At 37.7% G+C, this 12218-nt stretch carries 14 protein-coding genes and 1 pseudogene; 9 read left to right on the top strand and 6 right to left on the bottom strand.

Going from position 1 to position 12218, the window contains the following annotated elements; translation table 11 throughout:
• Positions 1 to 396: 396 nt before the first annotated feature.
• Positions 397 to 1269 carry an AraC family transcriptional regulator gene (locus GJS40_RS05065; protein ID WP_270896672.1) on the bottom strand — a complete coding sequence of 291 codons (873 nt, stop codon included), beginning with the start codon at positions 1267 to 1269 and terminating at the stop codon, positions 397 to 399.
• A gap of 133 nt (positions 1270 to 1402) precedes the next feature.
• Here GJS40_RS05065 and GJS40_RS05070 point away from each other — a divergent pair, with 133 nt between their 5' ends.
• The gene (locus GJS40_RS05070; RefSeq protein ID WP_270896674.1) at positions 1403 to 2458 is read left to right on the top strand and encodes a hypothetical protein; all 1056 of its coding nucleotides are present in this window, start codon (positions 1403 to 1405) and stop codon (positions 2456 to 2458) included.
• A gap of 67 nt (positions 2459 to 2525) precedes the next feature.
• Here GJS40_RS05070 and GJS40_RS05075 read toward each other — a convergent pair whose 3' ends face one another.
• The 5 genes from GJS40_RS05075 to GJS40_RS05095 form a co-directional block, all read right to left on the bottom strand.
• A complete protein-coding gene (locus GJS40_RS05075) occupies positions 2526 to 3434 on the bottom strand; it encodes a sensor histidine kinase (protein WP_270896676.1) in 909 nt (302 codons plus the stop codon).
• A 24-nt stretch (positions 3435 to 3458) separates the two neighbouring features.
• A complete protein-coding gene (locus tag GJS40_RS05080; RefSeq protein WP_270896677.1) occupies positions 3459 to 4226 on the bottom strand; it encodes an ABC transporter permease in 768 nt (255 codons plus the stop codon).
• Positions 4219 to 5142 carry an ABC transporter ATP-binding protein gene (locus GJS40_RS05085; RefSeq protein WP_270896720.1) on the bottom strand — a complete coding sequence of 308 codons (924 nt, stop codon included), beginning with the start codon at positions 5140 to 5142 and terminating at the stop codon, positions 4219 to 4221. The genes GJS40_RS05080 and GJS40_RS05085 overlap by 8 nt, the downstream gene beginning before the upstream one ends.
• 77 nt (positions 5143 to 5219) lie before the next feature.
• Positions 5220 to 5909 carry a response regulator transcription factor gene (locus tag GJS40_RS05090; RefSeq protein WP_270896678.1) on the bottom strand — a complete coding sequence of 230 codons (690 nt, stop codon included), beginning with the start codon at positions 5907 to 5909 and terminating at the stop codon, positions 5220 to 5222.
• A 21-nt stretch (positions 5910 to 5930) separates the two neighbouring features.
• Positions 5931 to 6509 (bottom strand): hypothetical protein, encoded by a 579-nt coding sequence (locus GJS40_RS05095; protein ID WP_270896680.1) that lies wholly within the window; start codon positions 6507 to 6509, stop codon positions 5931 to 5933.
• A gap of 193 nt (positions 6510 to 6702) precedes the next feature.
• Here GJS40_RS05095 and GJS40_RS05100 point away from each other — a divergent pair, with 193 nt between their 5' ends.
• The 8 genes and pseudogenes from GJS40_RS05100 to GJS40_RS05135 all read left to right on the top strand — a co-directional run.
• A complete protein-coding gene (locus tag GJS40_RS05100) occupies positions 6703 to 7086 on the top strand; it encodes a cbb3-type cytochrome c oxidase subunit I (RefSeq protein WP_270896681.1) in 384 nt (127 codons plus the stop codon).
• Entirely contained in the window at positions 7083 to 7412 is a 330-nt protein-coding gene (locus GJS40_RS05105) for an ArsR/SmtB family transcription factor (protein ID WP_270896682.1), read from the top strand. The genes GJS40_RS05100 and GJS40_RS05105 overlap by 4 nt, the downstream gene beginning before the upstream one ends.
• Positions 7412 to 7678 (top strand): hypothetical protein, encoded by a 267-nt coding sequence (locus GJS40_RS05110; protein WP_270896684.1) that lies wholly within the window; start codon positions 7412 to 7414, stop codon positions 7676 to 7678. The genes GJS40_RS05105 and GJS40_RS05110 overlap by 1 nt, the downstream gene beginning before the upstream one ends.
• A 401-nt stretch (positions 7679 to 8079) precedes the next feature.
• The gene (locus tag GJS40_RS05115) at positions 8080 to 8871 is read left to right on the top strand and encodes an ABC transporter ATP-binding protein (protein WP_270896686.1); all 792 of its coding nucleotides are present in this window, start codon (positions 8080 to 8082) and stop codon (positions 8869 to 8871) included.
• Between the two features lie 2 nt (positions 8872 to 8873).
• Complete coding sequence (locus GJS40_RS05120) at positions 8874 to 9932, top strand: FecCD family ABC transporter permease (RefSeq protein ID WP_270896687.1); 1059 nt, start codon at positions 8874 to 8876, stop codon at positions 9930 to 9932.
• Positions 9932 to 10966 (top strand): FecCD family ABC transporter permease, encoded by a 1035-nt coding sequence (locus tag GJS40_RS05125; RefSeq protein WP_377901864.1) that lies wholly within the window; start codon positions 9932 to 9934, stop codon positions 10964 to 10966. Before GJS40_RS05120 ends, GJS40_RS05125 begins: the two co-directional genes overlap by 1 nt.
• A 23-nt stretch (positions 10967 to 10989) precedes the next feature.
• A complete protein-coding gene (locus GJS40_RS05130; RefSeq protein ID WP_270896689.1) occupies positions 10990 to 11958 on the top strand; it encodes an iron-hydroxamate ABC transporter substrate-binding protein in 969 nt (322 codons plus the stop codon).
• A 16-nt stretch (positions 11959 to 11974) separates the two neighbouring features.
• Positions 11975 to 12193: pseudogene (locus GJS40_RS05135) on the top strand (helix-turn-helix domain-containing protein); the annotation flags it as partial.
• Positions 12194 to 12218 lie beyond the last annotated feature (25 nt).

Raw genomic sequence — 12218 nt, forward strand, 5'->3', positions numbered from 1 at the left:
CTGTATCACCTTTGGCAGAAAGGACTTTGTTTTGTTCAGCAAACTCATCCAGTGATACCTAGCCTTGTATGAAGTTCGTGTTCCTCGGACCGGAAGTTTGCCGCCCGCTTCCTTCAGATTCCGCGTCGCCACGGACACCCTTGCGTTAAGCTAACCACTACTTCTGCCTCCGTGGCTCGGGACTTGCACCCTATAGACTACACCCATGCCGGGCGCACTGATAAAACAGATTGCATGAAGCGTTCATGCAACCTGTTTTACTCTTTTTGAAGCAGAATGAACCCCATGAATTCATTCCAGTAGCTTTCAATTAGAGATGTCATAAGACGGTTATAAGAGGTTTTCAAGATATTGGTTCCAGCCCCGTTTTGATGGAGAAACAACTAGAATGCTCCTTTAAACTTCTCCTTTCTTCTTCACAGCAACCCAAATTTCACTATACACATTACTTCTATCTGATAAATCTCCCGTAAATGAAATCTCTGGAGCTTCTACTAATTCGTAATCGGAAGATGGAAGCCACTCCGAGACGATTTTCCCCCAGGTCTCTTGCATAACTTTTGGAAATTCACCTTGTGAAGAAAAAATTGCCCAAGTTAATGCTGGAACTTCTACGACATCGAACGCCTCAAAATCTGACTCTTTTGTCGTCAAGACGCCAATCATATGATCGAGACTGCCTTTTTCCTCCATACGCCCTTCATCAAAATTGTAGGATGCATTCACCACTTGTTTTGGCTCCATGTTTGCATAACTATGCAATTGATTCCTCTGTTCCGATGTGATACTTTTAGCTAACTTGATAATTTCGTCGCTTTCTCCTTCAAATTGAATGGGAACCCTTTTACTCACCCCGACAATCTGAAACGCTTCTTTGTTCTCAATTCTATAATCCATCTGTATTCCTCCTTGAATCGTTAATTGGAAGGAAAGTTTTGGGAATGCTTTCAGCGTGTTACTTTTTTTTACTTCTGAAGGACTGATTCCCGACCATTCTCGAAATGCACGGGAAAATCCATCCACTGATTCATACCCGTATTTAAAGGCTGTTTCCGTCACTGTCATTCCTTCATGAAGCAGATCAAAAGTAGCGTTCGATAACTTCCGAAGACGAATATATTCCCCTAATGTCATCCCAGCAAGATATGAAAATATTCTTCGGAAATGATAAATAGAAGTTCCTGTTATTTTTTCCAGTTCTTTTTCATCAATTTCATTATTCAAATGTAATTCGATATAATACAACGCCTCGTTCATCCTTTGAAGCATCCCTTGTCCTCCTTCATGTCCTCATTATAAACACGTCAAAAACATGGTACCCTATAAAAAAGAAACGGTTTTTATCGGATGAAATGATCATATAAAATCAAATGGAGATCAATCGAAAGGAGTACAAAGCGGTTTGACTTTAAAAAAAATATATGTTCGATTGTTACAATTCTTAAGTCTATTATTGTTTATTTTTCTCATGTCAACCAAGTCATTTAGCATATTTGCAGTCATCTATTCCCTCATCGCAGTCCTTTTTATTGGACAGGTGTGGCTATCTAAAAATACGCTCACGACAAAAATCATGTTTTCTATCATTTACATACTTATCATGGCAGCACAGCACGTATTGAATGTATTTTTTGTATTTTCAGGGGTTCAAACTGGAATTCTATTTCTATTTAAAAAATTTATTGCCATTCTCACGATGTTCGTTCCATTTTTTGTATTGTATTTAAACTATTTGTACAAACTGCAATATCAGTTTTCCCATTCTTTCAAAGATGCGTCGGTCATCAGTTTTGAAATGATTAAAGAATTCCATCGCCGGGGCAACACATTTAAAAACAAAGTGATAAAAAGTAAAAATACTTTATCCAAAGATAATGTACATGAAATTTTACAAGATATCCCTAGACATAGTTACACGAAATACATCAACAAAAACACTTTAACAGAAGAATATTTTGAGGAATGCGAAAAAAGTTTGAACGACGAGCATTTATATATTGTCATTTCAAGTACCGGAAGTCCTGCCAGTGAACTTATTTCATTGTTTACGAATAAAGCATATAATCACGTATCATTAAGTTTTGATCGAGACTTAAAAACAATTATTAGTTATAACGGCGGGGAAAATGTCTCTCCTCCGGGATTAAATGTGGAACAGTTGGAATTCTTTAATAAAAAGGATGATGCCTCCATTTTAGTTTATAAAATTGCCGCTCCAAAAGAGAAAAAACAGCTTGCCATTGATAAAATTAGAGAAATTAACGAAACAGGTAGTGCCTATAACCTTGTTGGACTTGTATCGAAAGTTTCCCTCCGGCCGAACATTATGTTTTGTTCCCAGTTTGTTTATAACATTTTACAGGTTGCCGGACTCGCATATTTTCAAAGTCCCGCCACAAAAATAAAACCAACAGACTTGGTAGAAAAAGATTATTATAGAAAACTTCAATTCTGTTGAAATCAAATTTAATAAATTATGAGTGCAAATTTAAAAGACTTGTTGCAATGACGACACAACAAGTCTTTTACTGTGATTTCACTGTTTTCCATTCACATACAATGGATAGTTGACCATCTTTTAGATCACCTGTAATGGTTCCGTTCATTTTTTCCATCAAGCTCTTTACAATCGACAAGCCTAATCCCGAACTTTTGCCCGAACGAGATAAGTCTGCCATAAAAAAACGGTCAAACATGCGCTCTACATCTTGTTCCGTTAACGAAAATGCATCGTTTTTTACGATCAATTGAACCGTGCTTTCTTCTTCGTTAAGCTTAATCATGATATTTCCATCGGAGTGGGTAAGTGCATTAGACAGCAAATTTTCAATCACGCGTATGACCGCTGATTCATCAGCAAAAATAAATACATCGTTTTCAGATAGATGAATCGTTGGTTCTAGATGTTTTTCTTGAAAAAGGTCGTAAAAGCTCATTAACACGTCTACTGTTATTTTTTTCAAATTGATTCGTTCCGATTCCAATGTATAATCAACGGATTCTATCATACTTAGTTCAAAGAAATCATTTAACAATCTCTCCAACCTTTTCGCCCGTTCACTTGCAGTGGTTAGTAAGTCTTTTCTCTCTCTATCTGTCACGTCATCATTATTCGCCATTTGAATATACCCAATAATGGAAGTTAGCGGGGTTCTTAAGTCATGGGACATATTCGCAATTGCTTTTTTCTGTTCATTTTCAAAATGGAGTCTCTTTCTATTTTCCGCGACATGTAAATCGATCAGTGTATTCAATTCTTGACCTAGTTTTTCCATCTCTTGATCGAAAAGAGTCATATCAATTTTTTTATTTGTTTTCCGATCGTTATAATTTTGCAGTTGTTTCGTTATTTTTTTCACTTCTTTTTTTAGAGCAATGAAGCGAGTAAGTAAAAAGATTGTCACGAATAATAAAATAATTGCTAAGAGTAACATGGGCTTCACCCGTTTACGTCAAAGTTATTTAATTTCCTTTCTATTAAAAACAAGGATTCCACACAAGGATATCATCATGCATGATAGGACTCCAATTATTATGGACTTCATGATTTCGCCGTTTGTCATTGTCAACTGAAACACTTCGGTAAACTGATAAAATATTGTATTTTCATATACCATTTCAAGAAAAAATGGTTTAGATAGTTTTTCCACAGCAAACATTGCAATGGTAAACAGGATGGATAAAATGATTGTTTTCCCTTGATCGCCCGTAATAATGGCTAATAACATAATAATCGATGCAAAGGCTAAAAATTGAAGTGTAAATAAACCGTAAGCCCTTCCTAAATACATGGCATGAGTAAGACTCAATCCATCTCCTTGCCCAAATAAAATGGCGATAATAATAGCTGTTATGACTGGAATAAGTACCGTAACAATAATCGAACCTAGTGAAAAGACAAGAAGCTTCGCAATGAAAATGTGAGACCTTTTATGACCACTGATGATTTGATTTCTGATGACTCCACTGTTTGAAAACTCGATGGAAATAAAAAATCCTGCAAGGGTGCTGACGATTAAATTAAAAAATAGCGGGACTGTAAAAGTGGATAAAGCATCTAGTTCACTTAATCCGGCACGGTCAAATACAGTCCCATGCATTTGCCACCAGTCAATGATAACGAGATAATGCAGGAATGTACTTAAGCCTGCGACAGTTGCAATGAGTGCCCAAAATGTTCTATTCCGTTGTAATTTAAACATTTCCGCTTTGATAAGATTAGTCATTCTCTTCACCCCCTACTAGCTTTGAAAAATAGCTTTCAAGACTGTCCCCATTTTGTGAGAGATGGAGAATGGTCAGTCCGTGGTTCGTTAGTGCACGTGAGACGGTACGGACATCATCGAGGTAATTGTAAAGTTTCAGAGTACCGTCTTGCATCACTTCAAAATCAGTCGTCGATAATTGCTGTTCCAATACAGTTGCACCCATCGTCGGATTGTCTACCTTGATTCGCAAATGTTGTCTGCATTTTTCATCCAACTCTGTTGTGGTCAGTTCCTCTATGAGCTGTCCTTGATGGATGATCCCAAAATTCGTTGCGAGTTGATGGAGTTCGCTTAATATATGGCTTGAGATTAAAACAGTCACTCCTTTTTCACGATTTAATCTTTTGATTAATTCCCTCATCTCAACAATTCCCATTGGATCCAATCCATTTGTCGGCTCATCAAGAATTAAAAATTCCGGATCACTTAATAAAGCAATCGCTAATCCTAGTCTTTGCTTCATCCCGAGGGAAAAGTTTTTCACTTTTTTCTTTCCTGTATCCATCAGACTAACCAATTCAAGTGTTTTATCAATACATTCTCTCCCGGGAATCCCTTTTTGTAAGCGATGAACCTCTAAGTTTTCATAAGCGCTCATGTTTGGGAAGAGAGCAGGTTGTTCGATAATGGCACCCATCCTTTTTTGTGCGTCAATGGCTACATTCGGTTGAATTTTTCCAAATAGTTCGATCGATCCACCTGACGGAAAAGCTAGTCCCGTAATTAACCGAAGCATCGTTGATTTCCCAGCACCGTTTCGACCGATTAATCCGTAAATTTCACCTCGTTTTATCGAAACATTTACGTTGTTAAGGGCAATATCCTTTTTATATTTTTTTGTAAGATGATTTGTTCGTAACACATAATCATTCATTTGTTTCATCGCCTCCCTTCAACATTAGTATCGTCGTTGAAACATAAGAAAGGCTTAAGACAAACCTTAAGAAAAACTTAAGATTTCATGCGATAACCCATTCCCCAGATCGTTTCAATATATTCTTCGTTTGGATTTGCTTTCGCAAGCTTATTTCGTAAGTTACTCACATGCACATTCACCGTATTGTCATCCCCGTGATAAATCTCCCCCCAAACACTTTCGAACAGATTCGCTTTGGAAAAAATTTTTTTCGGAGAAGTCATTAAAAGGGTTAGAATTTTGTATTCTCGAACAGTTAACGCAATTTCTTCGCCATTGACGTGAACGGTTTTCGTTTCCAAATCAAGATGAATATCTTTATGCGTGAGCACTTTTTTATGGGCGATATTCGACTCTTTGTATCTACGTAATACCGAATCAATGCGTGCCGATACTTCATCCACATCAAATGGTTTGGAAATAAAATCATCTGCTCCTGAGCGCAAACTATGAATTTTTGTTTCCTTTTCATTTTTGGCTGAAATAATGATCACAGGAATTGTTCCTTGTTCTCTTATTTTGGCAAGAATTTTTTCCCCATTCATCCCCGGAAGCATGAGATCGAGCAAAACCAAGTCATACTTCTGTTTCTCTAAATAAATGAGAGCTTCTGTGCCAGAATAGGCAGGCTGTGGTTTGTAATTACTTTTTTTTATAATTTTGCATAGCAATTTGTTAATGTCATCATCGTCTTCCACGACTAAAATACGAATGGTCTCATCCACTTTCATCCCTCCTGTTTCTGCTTATACATTTTCCACTGGAAGGAAAACCGGAGAAGAAAAATCATCCGATTTCTTTTGATGGGGATAATCCTTCAATTTCCCTTCATACTCCAGTCTCCATGCAGCGTCTTCCAGTAAGTCAAACGGTGCCACAAGAGATAATGGCTTCTCGAATTCCATGATGTCACATTCCATTAAGACGGTGGCTACAAATTGTGAACAGAAAAATGCTTTTTCCCTTGTTATCGGCTTATTTAATATAAATCCAAACAAACCTAAGAAATGATAGCGGTAGTTTTTCTCCTCTTCTTCTATGTTTCGTATGAAACGTTTCATTTGTTCCAATTGACTCTCTGTTACAGGGAGCGAATAAATCGCACAATCTGCATGTTGAAAAAATCGTTGCTCCACGTCTTCTTTTACAAATCCTCCTTGTACCGGATTATGAACCTTTTTCCTGCCGAAACTATACACGTTTAATAATTCAGCGTCGAGAGCAATCGACGCATGATTGTATCGCTTTTTTGTAAATAGCTTTATTAACTTTGTAAACAATGTACCCGTATCTGTCAAAAGAAGATATATCTTTTTATTTATCATCATCATACCTCTTCTTCTTGGAAAAAATTTATATGTTCAATATACAAATGAATACATAAGAAACACTTAATTGATTACTTAAGAAAACATTAAGTTTGGAAAGAAAGAAAATAATATGTCGACATTATTTTTCACCTGTAATATATTTATTACACATGATAGTTATTCATTTAAAGAAAGGAGTACAAAATAAGTGGGGATAAAATTCATAAAAGTATCTGTGATTTATTTTTTGATTGGGATTAGTTTAGGTATCTATATGGGATTTGCAGATAAGTTTCAATTTACTTCAGCTCACACGCATATTAATTTACTCGGATGGGTATCCCTTGCCATATCAGGAGTCATTTATCATCTCTTCCCTTACGCAGGTGAAAACACATTAGCGAAAGTTCACTTTTGGCTGATGATGATCGGTGTGCCACTGCTTACATTTGCGATGATATTATTCGGATTAGGTGAAATTGGGATTGGAGGACCAATGAGTGGAATTGGTGGGATTCTCATCCTAATAGGTGTCGTTCTATTCGTTTTTAACGTGTTGAAAAATGTGCAAGTAAAGGCTACCGAGTCATGAAAGAACCAATGAATGGGGATGAGCTTCTTGCCTTATTCGAAGCATTGGCGAATCCACATCGTTTGAGAATTATCTCTATATTGACCAATGGCAGGCAATACGTCAGTCAACTTGCGAGAGAAGCTGAAATGAGCCGTCCTCTTCTTTACATGCACCTGCAAAAATTAGAAAAAGCCGGGATGGTAAAAACAGAAATGGAAGTTTCAGAGGACGGTAAAGCAATGAAATATTATGAACTGGAACCTTTTGATTTCCATATTACGCAGGACTTCATTAAAGAAGCGGTAAAAACGTTAACAATCAAAAAGAAAGAAGGAAAAGAATGATGCAAGAAGAAACAATTTACGGATTGGCAGGAATGGGGTTTGCTATTTTACTAATTGCCCTTGGCGTCGTAATGATCGTTTCATTGACGAAAGTTTGGCAAACGAAAATTAAAACAACAAAAGAAGAAGTCTACCAAAAACAAGCAGCAGAAGCCATTGAAGCACAAAAAGAATCGGCACGATTAAATGAAAAATTAGCGACAGAAATGGCAGAAATGAAAGAACGTATTACTTCGATTGAAAAAATTTTGAAAGAAGTAGAATAGTAAGCTGCTTGCAAGCCTAAGGCTCTTTCTAATCATATAAATGAGGGAAATCCTGTTTTGACGCAGGATTTCCCTCTTTGTCGTATTAAAAGGTTATAGGATCAATTTACATCTCATTCGCCCCTTCCATTTCTTTTTTAACAATTACAGGATTTATATTTACCTAAAATTTTCATTTATGAAATTGTTTGTTCATCATTATTCTATATTTTTCCAATTAAAATGCCCTTCTTTAACAATTTTTATAAAAAAGCGTCATATAAAATCTTCATGGGACCTTTCCTTTTTTCCTGCGTAATTATTTTGTCAATAACATATTGACCAATGAGCAATGTTCGTGTAATATATCACATAAATGATAACGATTCTCATTTTCGTCATAAAGAAAAGGTGATGGACTGATGTCAACACTAACAATCGAACAAATAGCAGTTGGTTATGGTGATTCCATCATTATCGACGGCTTGGATGTGACCATTCCTGAAAATAAAATCACAACCATTATTGGACCAAATGGGTGTGGAAAATCGACATTATTAAAAACAATTTCAAGATTATTAAAGGCGCAAAAAGGATCGGTTTATCTTGATGGAAAAGCGATTCATCAATTATCTACAAAAGATATAGCAAAAAGAATGGCGATTCTCCCACAAACGACCGAAACTCCTTCCGGTTTAACGGTCTATGAACTTGTTTCCTATGGACGATTCCCTTACCAAAAGGGGTTTCATTCCATGAAAAAAGAGGATGTTGAGGCGGTACAGTGGGCATTGGAAGTCACCGGTGTCACGGATTTTAGTGACCGTCCGGTGGAAGCCCTTTCAGGTGGGCAACGACAACGAGTTTGGATAGCAATGGCACTGGCACAAGAGACGGAAATTTTAGTGTTAGATGAACCTACCACGTATTTAGATTTAGCACATCAACTGGATATTTTGCTACTTTTAAAAAGCCTAAATGAGAAAGAAAATAGAACCATTGTGATGGTATTACACGATTTGAATCATGCTTCCCGTTTTTCCGATTATTTAATTGCCATGAAAGATGGTGCCATCGTGACAGAAGGAACACCGAATGAAGTCATGACAGCGGAAAACATGGAAGCAGTTTTCGATATTCAAGCCATTATGACGGAGTGTCCATTAAGCAATCATCCTATTTGTCTTACTTACCAATCTTCTAAGGGTGTTTAAACATGTCTCGCACCAAAAATATGACGGAACAGGATTCCTCACAAACAATCAAAGTGAAAACAAAATCAAAACCTATCACTGGCGTTCTTGTACTATTGATTGGAATCATTGGACTTATTTTCGCTATCGGGCTATCTATTTCATTTGGTGCGGCCGATATTGATTTAATGACAGTCTGGTCGGCTGTTTTTTCTTTTAATGGGGATTTAACATCCCACCAAATCATTCAAGAAATTCGACTCCCCCGCGTATTAGGAGCTGCTATTATCGGTGCTTGTTTTTCAGTTGCCGGAGCTATTATGCAAGGGATGACGAGAAATCCTTTGGCTGATTCCGGGCTATTAGGATTAAACGCAGGGGCTGCATTTATGGTAGCAATTAGTTTGTCTTTTTTTCCAGGCTTGTCTTATCAATACTTCCTATTTTTTTCTTTTGCAGGTGCTGCCATGAGTACAATCATCGTGTTTGGCATTGGCTCGATGTCTCGATTAGGATTAACGCCGATGCGGCTCGTCTTGGCCGGAGCAGCAGTCACAGCATTGCTAACTTCCCTCAGCCAAGGGATTGCTATTCACTTTGATTTAGAACAAGATTTGGCCTTTTGGTATGCCGGAGATGTATCGAGAGCGACATGGGAGAATCTGGAATACATGTTTCCATGGGTATTGATTGCCTTCATTGGTGCCCTTTTTTTATCCCGTTCGATTACATTGCTTAGTTTAGGAGAAGAGATAGCGATTGGACTAGGCCAACGACCGACCTTGATTAAAATTGCCGGGTTTATTGTTGTGCTCATCTTAGCAGGAATTGCGGTTTCTATGGTTGGAGCAGTTAGTTTTGTCGGACTTCTCATTCCCCATCTCACTCGTTTCCTCGTTGGGCATGATTATCGTTGGATTATTCCTAATTCCATCGTCGTCGGTAGTTTATTTATGGTGATCGCAGATTTATGTGCAAGAATGATGAATCCTCCCAACGAGACACCGATTGGTGCACTGATTGCGGTTATTGGGGTTCCTTTCTTCCTTTACATCGCGAGGAAAGGAGGAAAAGGGCTTTGATAGAACATATGTCAACATCGAAAACAGAGCAAAAGAAAAAGCGAAAATTTTTAATGATTACAGCAATCTGTTTTATTCTACTCATCCTTACATTCATTTTTAGCATGAATACCGGGGCGAACAGCCAGTCCCCATCTGAAGTATTCCAAACGCTCATAGGAAACGGGGATCGACAACAACACTTAATTTTATTTGAATTTCGTTTACCACGAATTGTTTTATCCGTTTTAGTAGGAATCGGTTTAGCGGTATCCGGTTGTGTATTACAGAGTATCTCTCGTAATGCTTTGGCGGAACCTGGACTTCTAGGGATTCATGCCGGAGCGGGTTTAGCCATTCTCATGTTTGTTTCATTTGTACCCGTTGGTGTGTTAAATTCCACCTATTTCACTCCTGTTTTCGCCCTATTTGGTGCCCTTTTCTCTTCATTTCTTGTTTACCGTTTCGCTCATAAGCGGAATGAGGGTCTTTTGCCAATGAGATTAATATTAACTGGAGTAGCAGTGCAAGCAGGGATTCAAGCAGCGATGATTGTGTTAACAATTCATTTGACCCCTGAGAGATACGAAACCGTCGCCTACTGGTTAGCAGGACACATTGGTACGACATCTTGGGATTACATATTGGCATTGTTACCTTGGCTTATCATTTTTCTTCCAATTGTTTATGGAAAAGTACGTGTCCTCAACATTCTCCATTTAGGAGATCCATTAGCCATTAGCCTAGGGACAGACCTTGAAAAAGAACGCAAAATATTAATAGGTGCTGCCGTTTGTTTGGCAGCCTCTAGCGTTTCAGTCAGTGGCAGCATTAGTTTTGTCGGACTCATAGCCCCTCATTTAGCAAAACAACTGATCGGTAGTAGGCATGAATATTATTTGCCAATTTCTGCACTATTAGGCGCTTTACTCGTACTATTAGGAGATACCATTGGTCGGGTGATTCTTGCGCCTTCTGAAATCCCAGCGGGGCTCGTTGTGGCAGTTATTGGTGCCCCGTATTTCTTATATTTATTGACAAAGTCTAACGTTTAATGAGATATAAAGGAGAAATGGATATGTGGAAGAAAAACTTTTGGATCAGTCTTCTGATACTAGCACTCATATTAATGTTAGCTGCTTGTAACGGAAATGACCAAGCAAATAAAGAAATAGAAAGTGAAAACAAAGAAACAACGGACACTCGACTCTTTGAAACAGTAAAAGGAGAAGTAGAAATCCCGGTAAACCCTCAAAGAATTGTCACAGACTTTTATGCTGGAGAAGTGCTCGCGGTTGGAGGAAATCTGGTAGGTGCTGATTCAGATGCATTTTCCCATCCATTTATACAGGATCAATTAAACGATGTAACGGATTTAGGTACACCGATGAATGTAGAAAAAATGGTTGAATTAAATCCTGATTTAATTATTACGATGTATGAGGATCATTATGAAGAGTACTCAAAAATTGCACCTACCCTTTATATTCCGTGGAATACAGATGCTGATATTTATGAAACGCTAACATTGTTTGGAGATATTACCGGAAATGAAGAAGAAGCAAAGGCTTTTTCAGAAGAGTATGATGAAATCGTGGCCGCTGCCAAAGAACAATTGAAAGATGAAGTAGATGAAAATACAACGGTCGGCATTTATGAATTAACAGCTGACGGCAAATTATGGGTGTTTGGCAAGAACTTCGGGCGCGGTGGTCAAGTATTATACGACGCATTTGACCTTAAAGCTCCTGAAAAAATTCAAACAGACATTATGGAGGGAGATGGATACGCTGAAATCTCAATGGAAGTTTTTCCTGAATATGCAGCGGATTATATGTTCATGACAGTCTATGACCCGGAAAATACGGGAACGGCACTCAATCAATTGCAAAATATGTCTATTTATCAAAACCTCGATGCAGTAAAAAACGATACGTTTTTCATTAATGATTTTGACCAGTTCTATCGCTATGATCCGATTGCCATCCGTGAACAAGTAACACTGTTTACAGAATTGCTCCTTGAAAAAGCAGAATCGACCAGCTGAATGAAAAAAATATACAAACAAACGTCCGATGGATTACTTCATTCAAGTTCGAATTGAAAAAGCGACAGAACTCATTAAAACAACAGACCTATTCATTAGTGACATTGCCGAACAAGTCGGTTATCAAGATCCATATTATTTTAGCAGACTTTATAAAAAATACACTGGTATTTCTCCCTCTGCAGTAAGACGACAATGGAAGCAAGATAAGAGGGATGGATTCGAACATTCATGAATCCATCTCTTTTTCTTTGCAGTTA

This window comes from Aliibacillus thermotolerans (genome assembly GCF_027853235.1).
GTDB lineage: Bacteria > Bacillota > Bacilli > Bacillales > Marinococcaceae > Aliibacillus > Aliibacillus thermotolerans.

Bases quoted from the DNA above. Each gene is read 5' to 3' on its own strand.
- GJS40_RS05120 (WP_270896687.1), top strand. From the start codon at position 8,874: ATGTCTCGCACCAAAAATATGACGGAACAGGATTCCTCACAAACAATC.
- GJS40_RS05075 (WP_270896676.1), bottom strand. From the start codon at position 3,434: ATGTTACTCTTAGCAATTATTTTATTATTCGTGACAATCTTTTTACTT.
- GJS40_RS05115 (WP_270896686.1), top strand. From the start codon at position 8,080: ATGTCAACACTAACAATCGAACAAATAGCAGTTGGTTATGGTGATTCC.
- GJS40_RS05110 (WP_270896684.1), top strand. From the start codon at position 7,412: ATGCAAGAAGAAACAATTTACGGATTGGCAGGAATGGGGTTTGCTATT.
- GJS40_RS05085 (WP_270896720.1), bottom strand. From the start codon at position 5,142: ATGAATGATTATGTGTTACGAACAAATCATCTTACAAAAAAATATAAA.
- GJS40_RS05080 (WP_270896677.1), bottom strand. From the start codon at position 4,226: ATGACTAATCTTATCAAAGCGGAAATGTTTAAATTACAACGGAATAGA.
- GJS40_RS05130 (WP_270896689.1), top strand. From the start codon at position 10,990: ATGTGGAAGAAAAACTTTTGGATCAGTCTTCTGATACTAGCACTCATA.
- GJS40_RS05095 (WP_270896680.1), bottom strand. From the start codon at position 6,509: ATGATAAATAAAAAGATATATCTTCTTTTGACAGATACGGGTACATTG.
- GJS40_RS05105 (WP_270896682.1), top strand. From the start codon at position 7,083: ATGAAAGAACCAATGAATGGGGATGAGCTTCTTGCCTTATTCGAAGCA.
- GJS40_RS05065 (WP_270896672.1), bottom strand. From the start codon at position 1,269: ATGCTTCAAAGGATGAACGAGGCGTTGTATTATATCGAATTACATTTG.